This is a genomic window from Methylobacterium symbioticum (genome assembly GCF_902141845.1).
Taxonomy (GTDB): Bacteria; Pseudomonadota; Alphaproteobacteria; order Rhizobiales; family Beijerinckiaceae; genus Methylobacterium; species Methylobacterium symbioticum.
The window spans coordinates 16,819-30,846 of record NZ_CABFPH010000020.1 but is presented as its reverse complement, the minus strand read 5'-3'; the positions used below and the strand labels follow the sequence as shown (position 1 = coordinate 30,846).

Sequence of the window (14,028 nt, the reverse complement as noted above, 5' to 3'; positions counted from 1 at the left end):
CCGTGACACTGGGCCGATGGATCCCCTCTCGCCCTGGCTCGGCCCCCGGCCGCTCCTTCTCGCCTCGACCAGCCCGACGCGCCGGCTGCTCCTCGAAGGCGCTGGCCTGCCCGTCGAGACGGAGGCGCCGGGCGTCGATGAGCGCGCCGTCGAGGCCGCCTGCGCGGGATCGACCCCGCCCGAACTCGCCCGGCGGCTCGCCGAGGCGAAGACGCTGGCCGTGGCGCATCGGCATCCGGACCGGGTCGTGGTCGGCGCCGACCAAGTGCTGGCCTTGGGGGATGCGCTGTTCCACAAGCCGGCCGACCTCGCCTCCGCCGGGGCCCAGATCGCCCGGCTCGCCGGCCGCACCCATCATCTGCACGCGGCCTTCGCGGTGGCGCATGGCCCGCGCATCGTCGCCAGCGCCGTCGAGACGGCGAGCCTGACGATGCGTCCGCTCGATGAGGGGCAGATCGCGGCCTATCTCGCCAGCGCCGGCCCGGACCGCGTCTGCGCGAGCGTCGGCGGCTATCAACTCGAAGGGCTCGGCATCCATCTGTTCGAGACGGTGGCGGGCGAGCACAGCACCATCCTCGGCCTGCCGCTGCTGCCCTTGCTGGCGGTCCTGCGCGCCGACGGCTGGCTCCGGTTCTGAGGGGTCCCCGCGTGCACGATCACGGCCACGATCACCACGATCATGATCATGCCGGGCACGGGCACGACCGGGGTCGCAGCCGGGATCATGGCCATGGTCACAGCCACGGCGGGGGCGGCCACGTCCACGCGCCCGCGACGTTCGGCCGAGCCTTCGCCATCGGCATTGCTCTGAACACGGCCTTCGTCGTGGTCGAGGCCGGGTATGGCTGGGCGAGCAATTCCATGTCGCTCGTGGCCGATGCGGGCCACAACCTCTCCGACGTGCTCGGGCTCGTCGTCGCCTGGGTGGCCTCCGTCCTGGTGCGGCAGCGGCCGAGCCCGCGCTTCACCTACGGGCTTCGCGGCTCCTCGATCCTCGCTGCCCTGTTCAACGCCGTGTTCCTGCTCGTCGCCGTCGGCGCCATCCTGTGGGAGGCGGGTTGGCGGCTCGTCCATCCCGAGCCCGTTGCCGGGATCACGGTGATGGTCGTTGCGGGCATCGGCATCCTGATCAACGGCTTCACCGCCTGGCTCTTCGCCTCCGGCGCGAAGGGCGACATCAACATCCGCGGGGCCTTCCTGCATATGGCGGCCGACGCGGCGGTCTCGGCCGGGGTGGTGCTCGCCGGCCTCGCCATCCTGCTCACCGGGCTCGACTGGATCGATCCGCTGGTCAGCCTCGCCATCGGCGGCCTCATCATCTGGGCGAGTTGGGCGCTCCTGCGCGACAGCGTGGCGATGTCGCTCGCCGCGGTGCCGCCGGGCATCGCCGCTGAGGAGGTGGCCGCCTGCCTGCGCGGCCAGCCCGGCGTGGTGGAGATCCACGACCTCCATATCTGGCCGATGAGCACCACGGAGCCGGCGCTCACCGTCCATCTCGTGATGGCGGAGGGCCATCCCGGCAACCGCTTCCTGATCGCGGTGGCCGAGGACCTGCGCAGCCGCTTCGGCATCGTCCACGCCACCGTGCAGATCGAGGAAGCGGGCGGGCCGCCCTGCCATCTCACCGGAGCCTGTGCCGTATGAGCCAAGCGATGAGACGCGCCTTCGTCGTCGGACACCCGATCGCCCATTCGCGCTCGCCGCTGATCCACGGGCACTGGCTCGCCGAGCACGGGATCGCCGGCAGCTACGAACGCATCGACGTCGCGCCGGCCGATTTCGCCGGCTTCCTAGATGAATTAGCCGGCTCCGGATTTGCCGGCGGCAACGTCACCATCCCGCACAAGGAGGCGGCCCACGCCCTCGCCCATCGGCTGACCCCGCGCGCGGAGCGGATCGGCGCGGTCAACACGCTGATCGTCGAGCAGGATGGCCGCATCCTCGGCGACAACACCGATGCGCCGGGCTTCGTCGCCCATCTCGACCAGAGCCTCGGTGACGACTGGCCGGAGCGGACTGGCGGCTCCGCCCTGGTGCTCGGGGCCGGGGGCGCCGCCCGCGCCGTCGTCGTCGGACTCGCCGAGCGCGGCCTCGCCCGCATCCGCGTCGCCAACCGCAGTGCCGAGCGGGCGGTGGCGGTGGCCGCGCTCGCGCCCGGGATCGCGGAGGCGGTGGCGTGGTCGGAGATCCCGGATCTCCTGCCCGAGACCGGGCTTCTGGTGAACACCACGTCCCTCGGCATGGTCGGGCATCCGGCCCTGGACATCGATCTCACCCCCCTGCCCTCCCGGGCGGCGGTGGCCGATATCGTCTATGCGCCGCTGGAGACGCCCCTCCTGCGCGCGGCCCGGGCGCGCGGCCTCGCGGCGATCGACGGGCTCGGCATGCTGCTGCATCAGGCTGTGCCGGGCTTCGCGGCCTGGTTCGGGGTCCGTCCCGCGGTCACGCCGGAATTGCGCGCGCGCATCGAAGCGGACCTGACCGGACGATGACGACCCGTTCCCGGCCGCCGCACCGGTCCTTCGTGCTCGGACTCACCGGCTCGATCGGCATGGGCAAATCGGCGACCGCGTCAATGTTCGCGGCGCGCGGCGTGCCGGTCCACGACGCCGATGCCGCGGTGCATCGGCTGTACGGACCGGGCGGCGCTGCCGCGGCGGCGATCGGGTCGGCCTTCCCGGGCACCCTCGTGCCGGACGGCAGCGTCGACCGGTCCGCCCTGCGCGCGGCGGTGCTCGACAGGCCCGACGCCCTCGCGCGCCTGGAGGCCATCGTCCATCCCCTCGTCGGCCAGGTGGCGCAGGACTTCCTCGCCCGCCACAGCGACGCGCCCCTCGTCCTCCTCGACATTCCCCTGCTCTACGAGACCGGCGGCGCGGGGCGCTGCGACGCGGTCCTCGTCGTCACCGCCCCGCCCGAGATCCAGCGCGCCCGCGTGCTGGCCCGGCCCGGCATGAGCGAGGCCGCCCTCGCGGCGATCCTCGCCAAGCAGATGCCCGATGCCGAGAAGCGGGCGCGGGCGGATTTCGTGATCGACACGAGCCTCGGCTTCGCGGCGGCCGAGGCTGCGGTGGACCGGGTCATCGCAGCCGTCACCGGCGGGGAACAGGCCGGTTAACCGGGGCCGGTTATCGGATAAGCTCGGCCGGCTTTCGGGATCCGGGAAGACACCATGCTGCGCGAGATCGTCCTCGACACCGAGACCACCGGCACCGACGCGAAGAACGGCGACCGGCTCATCGAGGTGGGCTGCGTCGAACTGATCAACCACGTCCAGACGGGCCGCACCTACCACGCCTACGTGAACCCGCAGCGCGCGGTGCATCCGGACGCCTTCGCGGTGCACGGCCTCTCCGACGCCTTCCTCGCCGACAAGCCGGTCTTCGGAGCGATCGTCGCGGATCTCGTCGCCTTCTGCGACGGCGGCACCCTGGTGATCCACAACGCGCCCTTCGACGTGGGCTTCCTCAACATGGAATATGCCCGGCTCGGAGCCGGCGCGCCGCCGCCGATCGCCCTGGACGCGGTGGTCGATACCCTGATCCTGGCGCGCAAGAAGCATCCGGGTGCCGGCAACAGCCTCGACATGCTGTGCAACCGCTACGGGATCGACCGGAGCCGGCGCACCAAGCACGGGGCGCTTCTCGACGCGCAAATCCTGGCGGAAGTCTATGTCGAGCTGCTGGGCGGCAAGCAGACCGGATTCGACCTTGCCGTCGCGGCGCCGGAACCGGCCCGGGCTGCGGCGATTGCCGAGACAGGGCCCGTCGCGCGCGGCGCACGCCCATACCGGAGCCGTCTCACCGATGCGGAGCGGACCCGGCACGACGCCTTCCGGGCGAGCCTGGGCGGCAGCCCGATCTGGTCCGAATATATCGGAACCGACGAGCCGACCTGAACGATCACGATGGCGTGATGTGATGTTGCGACGCACCAGATCCTATTGCGGCGCACAATAACCGTCCCATATCCATCCCCGTGGATGGTGATGGGATGGATGAGATGCTCGATATCGCGCCGGAGATGACGGTTCACGCCCGGCCGGCCGGGCGAGCGCTCGACAGCGAGAAGATCACGATCAATCTCGGCCACGTGGATCTCGGCCATGTGGACCTCCTCGTGGCGGAAGGCGTCTACGCCAACCGCAGCGACTTCATCCGGACGGCGATCCGCAACCAGATCGAGCGGCACGCCGAGGTGACCCGGCAATCGGTGGCGCGGCGCAGCGTCGAGCTCGGCCTGCGGCGGATCGACCGGACCACCCTCGAAGCGGCCCGCGCAGAAGGGCGGATGCTCGACATCCGCGTGCTCGGCCTCGCCACCATCGCACCGGACGTCACCCCGGAGCTTGCACGCGCCACCATCGCCTCGCTCGAGGTGCTCGGCAGCCTTCAGGCCAGCCCGGCGGTGAAGGCCGCCCTAGCCGACCGGCTGCCGTGACCGCGGCCGCCCAGGCCCGCCCTTTTGCCCGCCCTCTTCCAGAGACTCCGCGAGGACCCATGACCGAACGTGGCAACCGGACGCCTGTGCGCCTCGACGACATGGTGGAGGCGACCCGTCTCACCGCTCTCGGGCGTCTCGATGAATCGACCGCCCTGATCCAGCGCAGCCTGCTCGGCCTCGGTGCGCGGCCGGACCCCGCCGGATCCTCCGGTCGCGCCATCGGCCATGCGGCGACCATCGAGCCGCACGAGCGTGCCGCGGCCGACAGCCTCGCCGCGGCGCAGGCCGCGCTCAGCCCCGAGCGCATGCGGGCCGCCTTCGGGACCGTGGTGCGCGGGCTCGGGCGCGGCGTCGCGCCGGTCGTCGCGCCGGTCCTGAAGGGTCTCGAGGGCTGGGCGGGTGGAGCCCAGCGCGCGCCGGAGCCCGGCCCGCGTGCCGAATCCCGCAGCCCGGGCGGCGACTTCATCGCCGGCCAGTTCAGCTGCGCGGCGGGAACGCGCGACTACAAGCTCTTCGTCCCGAGCCGGCCGCAGGCGCAGGCGCCGCTCCTGGTGATGCTGCATGGCTGCACCCAGTCGCCCGACGATTTCGCGGCCGGGACCGGCATGAACCCGCTCGCCGAGCGCGCGGGGATCTACGTGGTCTATCCCGGCCAGTCCCGCCTCGCGAACGGGCAGAAATGCTGGAACTGGTTCGAGCCGCGCGACCAGGGCCGCGAGGGCGGTGAGGCGGCGATCATCGCGGGGCTGACCCGGGCGCTGATCGCCGAGCACGGGCTCGATTCCGGACGGGTCTATATCGCCGGCATGTCGGCGGGCGGCGCGGCCGCCGCCAACATCGCCCGCGCCTATCCCGATCTCTACGCCGCAGTCGGCATCCATTCCGGGCTCGCGGCAGGCTGCGCCCGCGACGTGTCCTCCGCCCTGATGGCGATGCAGGTGGGCGCGCCCGGCTCAGGTGATCCATCGGGCTTCGGCGCTCCCGTCTCGGGGCTGCGCGTGCCGACCATCGTCTTTCACGGCGACGAGGACGGCACCGTCAGCGTGCGCAACGCCGATCAGGTCCTCGCCCAGGCGGGCACGGGCGGCCTCGCCGTCACCCGCGAGCGCTTCGAGGATGCCGGCCATCCCTTCACGCGCACGCGCTACACCGATGGCGCGGGCCGAGTGCTGGTCGAGGATTGGCGCGTGCGCGGCGCCGGCCATGCCTGGTCCGGCGGCGATCCGCGCGGCAGCTACACGGATGCGCGCGGGCCCAACGCCTCGCGGGCGATGCTCGACTTCTTCGCCCAGCACAGCCTGACGCCGCGCCGGGCCTCCTGAACCCGTCCGCCACGCGCACCGTCCGGGGCCGAAGGCGTCCGGTCGGTGCAACGCGGGTTCACACCACCAGATTCACGATCCGGCCCGGCACCACGATGACCTTCCGCGGTGCCTTGCCTTCGAGAACCTTCTGCACGGCCTCGAGGGCCAGGGTCGCGGCCTCCACCGCCTTGGCGTCCGCATCGCGCGGCACGGTCACGTCCGCGCGCTTCTTGCCGTTGATCTGGACCGGCAGGGTGATCTCGTCCTCGACGAGCAGCGCCGCCTCGACCTGAGGCCAGGGCGCCTGCGCGACGAGGCCGGGACGGCCGAGCGCCTGCCAGCATTCCTCGGCGAGATGCGGCATCATCGGTGCGATGAGCTGGACGAGGATGCCGGCCGCCTCCTGCGCGGCCGCGGGTGAGACGGCGCCGCCGCGCAACGCCTCGTCCAGGGCGTTGGCCAGGGTGTAGACCTGGGCGACACAGCGGTTGAAGCGCAGGCGCTCCACATCCTCCCCGACACCCGCCAGTGCCCGGTGTGCAGCCTTGCGCAAGGCGAGGTCGGCGGCGCCGTCGCCCGCAGCCTGGGTCGCCGCGTTCACGAGGCGCCAGACGCGCTGCACGAAGCGGGCGGCGCCCTGCACGCCCTCCTCCGTCCAGATCACGTCGCGCTCGGGCGGCGAGTCGGAGAGCATGAACCAGCGCGCGGTATCGGCGCCGTAGCTCGCGATGATGTCGTCGGGGTCGACCACGTTCTTCTTCGACTTCGACATCTTCTCGATGGCGCCGATGGCGATGGGCGCCGCGGTTTTCACGTGGAACGCCTTGCGCTCGCCGGCCTCGCTCTCGAAGCGGATCTCGGCGGGCGGCACCCAGGCGCCGCCTTCGTCCTTGTAGGTCTCGTGGACGACCATGCCCTGCGTGAACAGGCCGGCGAAGGGCTCGGCCACGCCCGACCAGCCGGTCTCGCGCATCGCCCGGGTGAAGAAGCGGGCATAGAGCAGGTGCAGGATCGCGTGCTCGATGCCACCGATATATTGATCGACCGCGAGCCAGTGATCGACCGCCTTGCGCTCGGTCGGCGCGTCCGTGAGCCAGGGCGCGGTGAAGCGGGCGAAGTACCAGGACGAATCCACGAAGGTGTCCATGGTGTCGGTCTCGCGCCGCGCCGCAGCCCCGCATTTCGGGCAGGGCACGTTGCGCCAAGCGTGATCGCGCTCGAGCGGGTTGCCGGGCTGGTCGAAGGAGACCGTCTCGGGCAGCTTCACCGGCAGGTCCGCCACGGGCACCGGCACCGGACCGCAGGACTCGCAGTGGATGATCGGGATCGGGCAGCCCCAGTAGCGCTGTCGCGACACGCCCCAGTCGCGCAGGCGGAACTGCACCTTGCGCGCCGCGACGGGCTTGCCGGTGAGCACCTCCGCCTCAAGCCGGTTCGCCACCGCCTCGAAGGCCTCATGCGCGCTCATCCCGTCGAGGAAGCGCGAATTGATCATCCGCCCATCGCCGTCATAGGCGGTGTCGGTGATGACGAAGCTCGCCGCCTCCTGCCCTTCCGGGCAGACCACCGGCGTGTTGCCGAGGCCGTACTTGTTGGCGAAGTCGAGGTCGCGCTGGTCGTGGGCCGGGCAGCCGAACACGGCGCCGGTGCCGTACTCCATCAGCACGAAGTTCGCGACATAGACCGGCAGCTCCCAGGCCGGGTCGAGGGGGTGGCGGACCTTCAGCCCGGTCTCGAACCCGAGTTTCTCGGCCGTGTCGATCGCCTCCTGGGCGGTGCCGATGCGGCGGCACTCCTCGATGAAGGTCTGCAGTGCCGGGTTGCCCGCCGCCAGAGCGGAGGCGAGCGGATGGTCGGCGGCGATGGCCAGGAACTTCGCGCCGAACAGGGTGTCGGGCCGCGTCGTATAGACCTTGACCTCGGTCTGTTCATGGACGGCGCGGGTGAGCGCGAAGCGGACCTCAAGCCCTTCCGACTTGCCGATCCAGTTCTTCTGCATCAGCCGGACCTTCTCCGGCCAGCGTTCCAGGCCGTCGAGCGCCCCGAGCAGCTCCTCGGCGAAATCCGTGATCTTGAAGAACCACTGGGTCAGTTCGCGGCTCTCGACGAGCGCGCCCGAGCGCCAGCCGCGCCCATCGATCACCTGCTCGTTGGCGAGCACGGTGTGATCGACCGGGTCCCAGTTCACCTTGGCCGTGCGGCGCGTGACGAGACCCTTCTCCAGGAAGTCCAGGAACATGCGCTGCTGGTGCTTGTAATAGGCCGGATCGCAGGTCGCGATCTCGCGGCTCCAGTCGAGCGACAGGCCCATGCTCTGCAACTGGCCGCGCATGGTCCCGATGTTGGCGTAAGTCCAGTCGCGCGGGTTGACCTTGCGCTCCATGGCGGCGTTCTCGGCCGGCAGGCCGAAGGCGTCCCAGCCCATCGGGTGCAGCACGTTGAAGCCCTTGGCCCGCTTGTAGCGGGCCACCACGTCGCCCATCGCGTAGTTGCGCACATGGCCCATATGGATGCGCCCCGACGGATAGGGGAACATCTCCAGCACGTAGTATTTCGGGCGGGGATCGTCGTTCGGCGTCTCGAAGATCTTTGCCTGCGCCCAGGCCTCCTGCCAGCGCGGCTCGGCATCCTTGGCGTTGTAGCGCTCGGGCGCGGTCGGGTTCGAATTCGTCATGGCTCGGATCGAGGCGCTGGGATCGGGCGCGCGCGGGCGTCTCGGGGCCCGGGACGCGCTGGGTCTCGGGCGGCACTAGCATATTCACGGCCGATGCGGTCAACGCGGAGGCTGCAGGACCGCCCTGCGGGAGCGGAGCGCTTGCGGTCGGCGTTCGGGCTGGTAGGTCCCTCGCCAGCCCCGACAGCCGGACATGACCATGGCCACGCCCGACACCGATACGCCCGAGACCGATAGAGCCAACAGCGCCACGCGAGAGGCCGGCATGCGCGAGACCGCCCCCTCCCCCGCTGCGCGTCCCCCGGTCGGCGAGGCCGACGTCGCGGCGGGTCTCGCGGAGGTGCGGGCCGGCATCGGACAGGCCGCCGAGGATTGCGGTCGCGATCCGGCGGGCGTCCATCTCGTGGCGGTGTCGAAGACGGTGCCGGCCGAGGCCATCCTGCCGGCGCTCGAGGCCGGGCAGCGCCTGTTCGGCGAGAACTACGTGCAGGAATCGAAGGCGAAGTGGCCCGCGCTGAAGGCGCGCTACCCGGATGTGGAGCTGCACCTCGTCGGCCCGCTCCAGTCGAACAAGGCCCGCGAGGCGGTGGACCTGTTCGACGTGATCCACTCCCTCGACCGGCTCTCCCTCGCCGCGGCGCTCGCCAAGGAGATCGCGCGCACGGGCCGGACGCCCAAGCTCCTGATCCAGGTCAACACGGGCGACGAGCCGCAGAAGGGCGGCGTGGCGCCCGATCAGGTCGATGCGCTGCTGGCCGAGTGCCGGGACACGCACGGGCTCGCGATCCAGGGCCTGATGTGCGTGCCCCCGGTGGAGGACCCGCCCTCCGCCCATTTCGCCCTGCTGGCGCGGATCGCCGAACGGCACAACCTGCCGATCCTCTCGATGGGCATGAGCGCCGACTACCCGGCCGCGATCCAGCTCGGCGCCACCCATGTCCGGGTCGGCACGGCGATCTTTGGGGCCCGCGCCCGCAAGGCCTGATCCGGAACGGGCGCGGTCAGCCCCTCCCGACCACCCGGGCGAGCGACAGGCGCAGCGCATCGGCCTCCGCGGTGCCGTACTGCGCCTCGAAGGCGGCCTGGGCGCGGCTCCATGGGGCCCGGGCCGCGTCGAGGCGCTTCAGCCCGGCGGGCGTGAGGCTCAGGGCTCGCGTGCGGGCATCGCGGCCCGCGCCGATATGCACGAGGCCCTCGCGTTCCAGAGGGCGCAGGGCCCGCCCCGTGGCCGTCCGGTCCATCACCAGCTGCTGCGCCAATTCGTTCACCGCGAGCGGGCTGTTCCGGTCGAGCACCGCGAGCACGGCGTACTGGGTCGAGCGCAGGCCGACCGCGGCGAGATGACGGTCGTAGAGCTGCGTGACATGCCGCGCCGCCTGGCGGACGGTGAGACAATGGCAGGGTGAGGCCGCCGTGCCGGGCTCGTGCGCGTCCCTGGCGACCGGCCGTGGGCGTGGGGACATCGGGCGTGCTCTCCTCGTGCAAGCGTCCGCGGATGGGGACACGAAACGCCCGGTCGCCGAGCGTTCGCCCTCGTGCCATGGCGCCGTCGGCGGGCGTCCCCTGGGATACCTCTATCAGAATGCGTCACACCCGGTGACGGGCCGTGCGGCCGTTTGCCGGAGTGCCGTCGGAAACGCAGCTTCTGATTGAACGTGGAGGCCGTACGGTCAAGGTATCAGGAGGTGCGTCTGCGGGCCAATCCGACGCAGGAGGCGTAAAAGATCGGGAAGCCGGAGAGCGACACAACCTTCGGTAGGCTTAAACCCGGGCCGCGCCACGTGCAGGAAGATCGCCGAGCCCCGCCCCGGCCGGATCGGGCCGCGGTTATGGCCGAGATCGAGCACCACGTCGTAGAGGCCGTCCTCGCGCCACATCCGCTCGGCGCTGATACCGGGCGCGGGCAGGCGGATCGGCCTGTTGTAGCGCGGGTCGCGCGGGTCGTCGCACCAGCCGTCGGACGGCCGGGTCGGGCGTAAGGTGAGGCCGGTGAGGGGACGCCGCCCGAGCCGATCGAGCCGGAAGGCCCCCCCGAGCAGGCGCAGCCGGCCGCGCGGCGAGCCGCCATCGCCCTCCCGCTTCGCCCGCACGATCCCGCCGGCGCCCAGGGCGCAGGGGATGACGGTGCCGGGCACGAGGAGCTGGCCGCGCCGCCGGTCGCCGACCTGGGGACGGACGCGCAGGCTGACGAGCGTGGTCCGGACGGGTCGGGCGGCCTTCGCGACGGGTCTCATCGAGCTCTCGATCGGGCGGTTTCAGGCCGGAGCCTTCGGGGCGGCTCGTAGAGCCGGGCCTAGCGAAAAGCAAAAAAATGGACGAATTGCGCGCAAGGCAATTCCCTGGCGAGAAAACCGCATTATTCTGATGCATATGCCCGGACCAAGATTGTCCGGTGCTGGGGGGTTGCCTTCCGTCCGCTGTCCCGGTTCCCGTCGGGATGCCGCGTCGGTCCTCCTCGGCCCGGCCCGTTGCGTCCCCCGAGAGTGACCGGACGATGAATGCCTACCGCCTCCTGATCTGCGACGACGACGCGATCCTGCGCGAGACCTTGACCGAGCAGTTCGACGCCTACGACGAGTTCACCGTGGTCGGCGCCGCGACCGCCGAGGCGGCGGTCGCCACGGTGGCGGAGGATCGGATCGACCTCGCGGTGATGGATGTCGGCCTGCCCGACATGGACGGGCGCGAGGCGGTGCGCCTGATGCGCCGCAACGGCTATCGCGGCCCGGTCATCATGCTCACCGCGCAGGATTCCGAAGAGGATACCGTCGAGGGGCTGGAGGCTGGGGCGAACGACTACGTCACCAAGCCGTTCAAGTTCGCCATCCTGCTCGCCCGCATCCGGGCGCATCTGCGCAGCCACGAGGCCTCGGAGGACGCCGTCTTCCAGATCGGCCCCTACACCTTCCGGCCCGGGGCGAAGCTCCTCATCGGCGAGCGCGGCTCGAAGCTGAAGCTCACCGAGAAGGAGACCGCGATCCTGCGCTTCCTCTACCGCGCCGGGCGCGAGGTGGTGGGGCGGGACACCCTGCTCGCCGAGGTCTGGGGCTACAACGCCCATGTCACCACGCACACGCTGGAGACCCATATCTACCGGCTGCGCCAGAAGATCGAGCCGAACCCGGCCACCGCCGCGATCCTGGTGACGGAGGGCGGCGGCTACAAGCTCCTGCCCTGATCCCGACCCGGTCGCCGCGTCTTCCCCGCCCTGCCCTCTCGTGCGGCGGATACGGTTCCGCTAAAGCTCACCGGATTGCCTGCCATGCAACCCGGAGCCGCGCGCGTTGGGACTCGACGACGACATCGCGATTCTCGCTGCCGCGCCGCTGTTCCGCTTCTTCGGGCCGGACGCCCTGCGCCTGATCACCTTCGCCTCGGAGCGGCGCATGCTCGCGGCGGACGAGGTGCTGTTCCGTCCGGGCGATCCGGCGGACGGCGCCTTCGTGGTGATGGCCGGCACGCTCCGGCTGACGCCGCGGGCCGGCGGGGCCGAGCCGGTGACGGCCGGCCGCTCGGCGCTGATCGGGCAGCTCGCCCTCTTCACGGGCGGCGAGCGCCCCTGCGAGGCCCGCGCGGCCGAGGCCGCCGACGTGATGCGCGTGACGCCGATCCTCGTGCGCCGGCTGATGGCGGAGTTCCCCGCGGCCGCAACGGCGATCCACGACGCCCTGGCCGAGGATCTGGCGGCGCTGTCGGCGGATCTCGCCCGGCTCGAGGCGCAGTTTTCCGGCCCCTGATGCCGCCTGCGCGGGCCACGCCGCGCGATCAGGGTGACAGGGCAGGCGCGCCTCTGTAAGCACGGGCCTTCCCATTGCCCCTATTCGAGCCGGAAGAGCCATGTCCGAGGCTGAAGCCCACGCCGATCTCGCGCGCACCATCGAGAACGCCTGGGAGGAGCGCGCCACCATCGACGCCAGCACGCGCGGTCCCGTGCGCGACGCGGTGGAGACGGCGCTGAACCTGCTCGATTCCGGCAAGGCCCGCGTCGCCGAGAAGTCCGGGAGCGACTGGCAGGTCAACCAGTGGCTGAAGAAGGCGGTGCTGCTCTCCTTCCGCCTCACCGACATGGACCTGATCGCGGGCGCCCCCGGCGGCGCCTCCTGGTGGGACAAGGTGCCCTCGAAGTTCGACGGCTGGGATGCCGAGCGCTTCCGCGCCGCGGGCTTCCGTGCGGTGCCGGGCGCCGTCGTGCGCCGCAGCGCCTTCATCGCGCCGGGCGCGGTGCTGATGCCCTCCTTCGTCAATCTCGGCGCCTATGTCGGCGAGGCGACCATGGTCGACACCTGGGCGACGGTCGGCTCCTGCGCGCAGATCGGCAGGAACTGCCACATCTCCGGCGGCGCCGGCATCGGCGGCGTGCTGGAGCCGCTGCAGGCCAACCCGGTGGTGATCGAGGACAATTGCTTCATCGGTGCCCGCGCCGAGGTGGCCGAGGGCGTGATCGTCGGCGAGGGCAGCGTGCTCTCGATGGGCGTCTATCTCGGCGCCTCGACCCGCATCGTCGACCGCGCCACCGGCGAGGTCTTCTACGGCCGCGTGCCGCCCTACTCCGTGGTGGTCTCAGGGACGATGCCCGGCAAGCCGCTGCCGGACGGGACGCCCGGCCCGAACCTCTACTGCGCGGTCATCGTGAAGCGCGTCGATGCCGGCACGCGCGCCAAGACCGGCATCAACGAGCTGCTCCGAGACTGAGCCCGGCGAGCGGTCCGATGGCGGCCCTGCGGCAGGAGACGCGCAACCTCGACCTCACGGTCGGCGCCTTCCCCTGCCCGACCCCGATCGACGTGATCGGCCACGGGGCGCCGGCCCTCCTGCTGCCGGCGCTCTCGACCATCTCGGCGCGGGCCGAGATGCACGGCCTCGCCGAGGAACTCGGCGGCGACCACCGCTGCCTCGTGCCTGACTGGCCCGGCTTCGGCGACCGCACGCGTCCGCGGCTGCCCCTCGCTCCGCAGACCCTGCACGGCTTCCTCGACGCCCTGCTGGCGCGGCTGCCCGGCCCCTACGCGCTGGGCATCGGCGCCGGCCACGCGGCGGGCTATCTCGTCGCGGCGGCCCGGCGGTGTCCGAGCGCCTTCTCCCGCCTCGTCCTAGTCGCGCCGACTTGGCGCGGGCCCCTGCCCACCGCGATGGGGCCGGAGCGCAGGCCGCTCTTCGGGCGCATCCGCCGGGCCGTCGAGGCGCCGCTCGTCGGCGAGGCGCTCTACCGGATCAATATCAGCCCGCCGATCATCGGCCGGATGATGCGCGCCCATGTCTATGCCGAGCCTGAGCGCGTCACGCCCGATCTGGTGCGGATGAAGCACGCGATCACCCGGCACCGGAACGGCCGCTTCGGGACCGCCGCCTTCGTCACCGGCGGCCTGGACACGGTCGAGACGCGGGACGACTTCCTCGCCCTGTTCGGGGACGGCCTGCCGCCGATCCAGGTGCTGCGGCCGGAGCGTGCGCCGCGCCGTTCGGGCGCTGAGATGGACGCTCTCGCGGCGAGCGGGCATGTCCGGATCACGCCGATCCCGGGCGCGCTCAGCCCGCACGAGGAGTACCCGGCCTCCGTCGCCGCCGCGATCCGGACCGGCTGAGATCGGGTTTCCAAAGGCCTCAGGC

General features: G+C 71.6%; 15 protein-coding genes. 12 read left to right on the top strand and 3 right to left on the bottom strand.

Annotation, left to right across the window (positions count from 1 at the left end):
* The first annotated feature begins 16 nt into the window (after positions 1–16).
* The 7 genes from MET9862_RS09435 to MET9862_RS09405 all read left to right on the top strand — a co-directional run bounded on the left by MET9862_RS09435 (position 17) and on the right by MET9862_RS09405 (position 5,765).
* Entirely contained in the window at positions 17–637 is a 621-nt protein-coding gene (locus MET9862_RS09435; protein ID WP_142582749.1) for a Maf family protein, read from the top strand.
* Positions 638–648: 11 nt separating this feature from the next.
* A complete protein-coding gene (locus MET9862_RS09430) occupies positions 649–1,644 on the top strand; it encodes a cation diffusion facilitator family transporter (RefSeq protein WP_244612639.1) in 996 nt (331 codons plus the stop codon).
* Positions 1,641–2,492 (top strand): shikimate dehydrogenase, encoded by an 852-nt coding sequence (locus tag MET9862_RS09425; RefSeq protein ID WP_142582747.1) that lies wholly within the window; start codon positions 1,641–1,643, stop codon positions 2,490–2,492. The genes MET9862_RS09430 and MET9862_RS09425 overlap by 4 nt, the downstream gene beginning before the upstream one ends.
* Entirely contained in the window at positions 2,489–3,118 is a 630-nt protein-coding gene (coaE, locus tag MET9862_RS09420) for a dephospho-CoA kinase (RefSeq protein WP_142582746.1), read from the top strand. Before MET9862_RS09425 ends, coaE begins: the two co-directional genes overlap by 4 nt.
* Positions 3,119–3,172: 54 nt before the next feature.
* Complete coding sequence (gene dnaQ / locus MET9862_RS09415) at positions 3,173–3,898, top strand: DNA polymerase III subunit epsilon (RefSeq protein WP_142582745.1); 726 nt, start codon at positions 3,173–3,175, stop codon at positions 3,896–3,898.
* Positions 3,899–4,002: 104 nt separating this feature from the next.
* Positions 4,003–4,440: a ribbon-helix-helix domain-containing protein gene (locus MET9862_RS09410; RefSeq protein WP_185156815.1), complete on the top strand. Its 438-nt coding sequence runs from the start codon at positions 4,003–4,005 to the stop codon at positions 4,438–4,440.
* 59 nt (positions 4,441–4,499) lie between these two features.
* Positions 4,500–5,765, top strand: coding sequence for an extracellular catalytic domain type 1 short-chain-length polyhydroxyalkanoate depolymerase (locus MET9862_RS09405; RefSeq protein WP_142582744.1), 1,266 nt, complete (start codon positions 4,500–4,502; stop codon positions 5,763–5,765).
* A gap of 58 nt (positions 5,766–5,823) precedes the next feature.
* Here the strand turns inward: MET9862_RS09405 and leuS are convergent, their stop codons facing one another.
* Entirely contained in the window at positions 5,824–8,421 is a 2,598-nt protein-coding gene (gene leuS, locus MET9862_RS09400) for a leucine--tRNA ligase (RefSeq protein WP_142582743.1), read from the bottom strand.
* A 265-nt stretch (positions 8,422–8,686) separates the two neighbouring features.
* Here leuS and MET9862_RS09395 point away from each other — a divergent pair, with 265 nt between their 5' ends.
* On the top strand, positions 8,687–9,406 hold the full coding sequence (locus MET9862_RS09395; RefSeq protein ID WP_142582793.1) for a YggS family pyridoxal phosphate-dependent enzyme: 720 nt from the start codon (positions 8,687–8,689) through the stop codon (positions 9,404–9,406).
* A gap of 16 nt (positions 9,407–9,422) precedes the next feature.
* Here the strand turns inward: MET9862_RS09395 and MET9862_RS09390 are convergent, their stop codons facing one another.
* Together MET9862_RS09390 and MET9862_RS09385 are read right to left on the bottom strand one after the other, a co-directional pair.
* On the bottom strand, positions 9,423–9,884 hold the full coding sequence (locus MET9862_RS09390; protein ID WP_142582742.1) for a MarR family winged helix-turn-helix transcriptional regulator: 462 nt from the start codon (positions 9,882–9,884) through the stop codon (positions 9,423–9,425).
* 207 nt (positions 9,885–10,091) lie between these two features.
* Positions 10,092–10,655 carry a L,D-transpeptidase family protein gene (locus tag MET9862_RS09385; RefSeq protein WP_142582741.1) on the bottom strand — a complete coding sequence of 188 codons (564 nt, stop codon included), beginning with the start codon at positions 10,653–10,655 and terminating at the stop codon, positions 10,092–10,094.
* A 260-nt stretch (positions 10,656–10,915) separates the two neighbouring features.
* Here MET9862_RS09385 and MET9862_RS09380 point away from each other — a divergent pair, with 260 nt between their 5' ends.
* From MET9862_RS09380 to MET9862_RS09365, 4 genes are all read left to right on the top strand, one after another.
* Positions 10,916–11,599 carry a response regulator transcription factor gene (locus MET9862_RS09380; RefSeq protein WP_142582740.1) on the top strand — a complete coding sequence of 228 codons (684 nt, stop codon included), beginning with the start codon at positions 10,916–10,918 and terminating at the stop codon, positions 11,597–11,599.
* Between the two features lie 106 nt (positions 11,600–11,705).
* Positions 11,706–12,158, top strand: coding sequence for a Crp/Fnr family transcriptional regulator (locus MET9862_RS09375; RefSeq protein ID WP_142582739.1), 453 nt, complete (start codon positions 11,706–11,708; stop codon positions 12,156–12,158).
* 100 nt (positions 12,159–12,258) lie between these two features.
* Positions 12,259–13,113: a 2,3,4,5-tetrahydropyridine-2,6-dicarboxylate N-succinyltransferase gene (dapD, locus tag MET9862_RS09370; RefSeq protein ID WP_142582738.1), complete on the top strand. Its 855-nt coding sequence runs from the start codon at positions 12,259–12,261 to the stop codon at positions 13,111–13,113.
* Between the two features lie 17 nt (positions 13,114–13,130).
* Positions 13,131–14,003, top strand: coding sequence for an alpha/beta fold hydrolase (locus MET9862_RS09365; RefSeq protein WP_142582737.1), 873 nt, complete (start codon positions 13,131–13,133; stop codon positions 14,001–14,003).
* Positions 14,004–14,028 lie beyond the last annotated feature (25 nt).

Bases quoted from the DNA above. Each gene is read 5' to 3' on its own strand.
- MET9862_RS09435 (WP_142582749.1), top strand. From the start codon at position 17: ATGGATCCCCTCTCGCCCTGGCTCGGCCCCCGGCCGCTCCTTCTCGCC.
- MET9862_RS09425 (WP_142582747.1), top strand. From the start codon at position 1,641: ATGAGCCAAGCGATGAGACGCGCCTTCGTCGTCGGACACCCGATCGCC.
- coaE (WP_142582746.1), top strand. From the start codon at position 2,489: ATGACGACCCGTTCCCGGCCGCCGCACCGGTCCTTCGTGCTCGGACTC.
- dnaQ (WP_142582745.1), top strand. From the start codon at position 3,173: ATGCTGCGCGAGATCGTCCTCGACACCGAGACCACCGGCACCGACGCG.
- MET9862_RS09410 (WP_185156815.1), top strand. From the start codon at position 4,003: ATGCTCGATATCGCGCCGGAGATGACGGTTCACGCCCGGCCGGCCGGG.
- MET9862_RS09405 (WP_142582744.1), top strand. From the start codon at position 4,500: ATGACCGAACGTGGCAACCGGACGCCTGTGCGCCTCGACGACATGGTG.
- leuS (WP_142582743.1), bottom strand. From the start codon at position 8,421: ATGACGAATTCGAACCCGACCGCGCCCGAGCGCTACAACGCCAAGGAT.
- MET9862_RS09395 (WP_142582793.1), top strand. From the start codon at position 8,687: ATGCGCGAGACCGCCCCCTCCCCCGCTGCGCGTCCCCCGGTCGGCGAG.
- MET9862_RS09390 (WP_142582742.1), bottom strand. From the start codon at position 9,884: ATGTCCCCACGCCCACGGCCGGTCGCCAGGGACGCGCACGAGCCCGGC.
- MET9862_RS09385 (WP_142582741.1), bottom strand. From the start codon at position 10,655: ATGAGACCCGTCGCGAAGGCCGCCCGACCCGTCCGGACCACGCTCGTC.
- MET9862_RS09380 (WP_142582740.1), top strand. From the start codon at position 10,916: ATGAATGCCTACCGCCTCCTGATCTGCGACGACGACGCGATCCTGCGC.
- dapD (WP_142582738.1), top strand. From the start codon at position 12,259: ATGTCCGAGGCTGAAGCCCACGCCGATCTCGCGCGCACCATCGAGAAC.
- MET9862_RS09365 (WP_142582737.1), top strand. From the start codon at position 13,131: ATGGCGGCCCTGCGGCAGGAGACGCGCAACCTCGACCTCACGGTCGGC.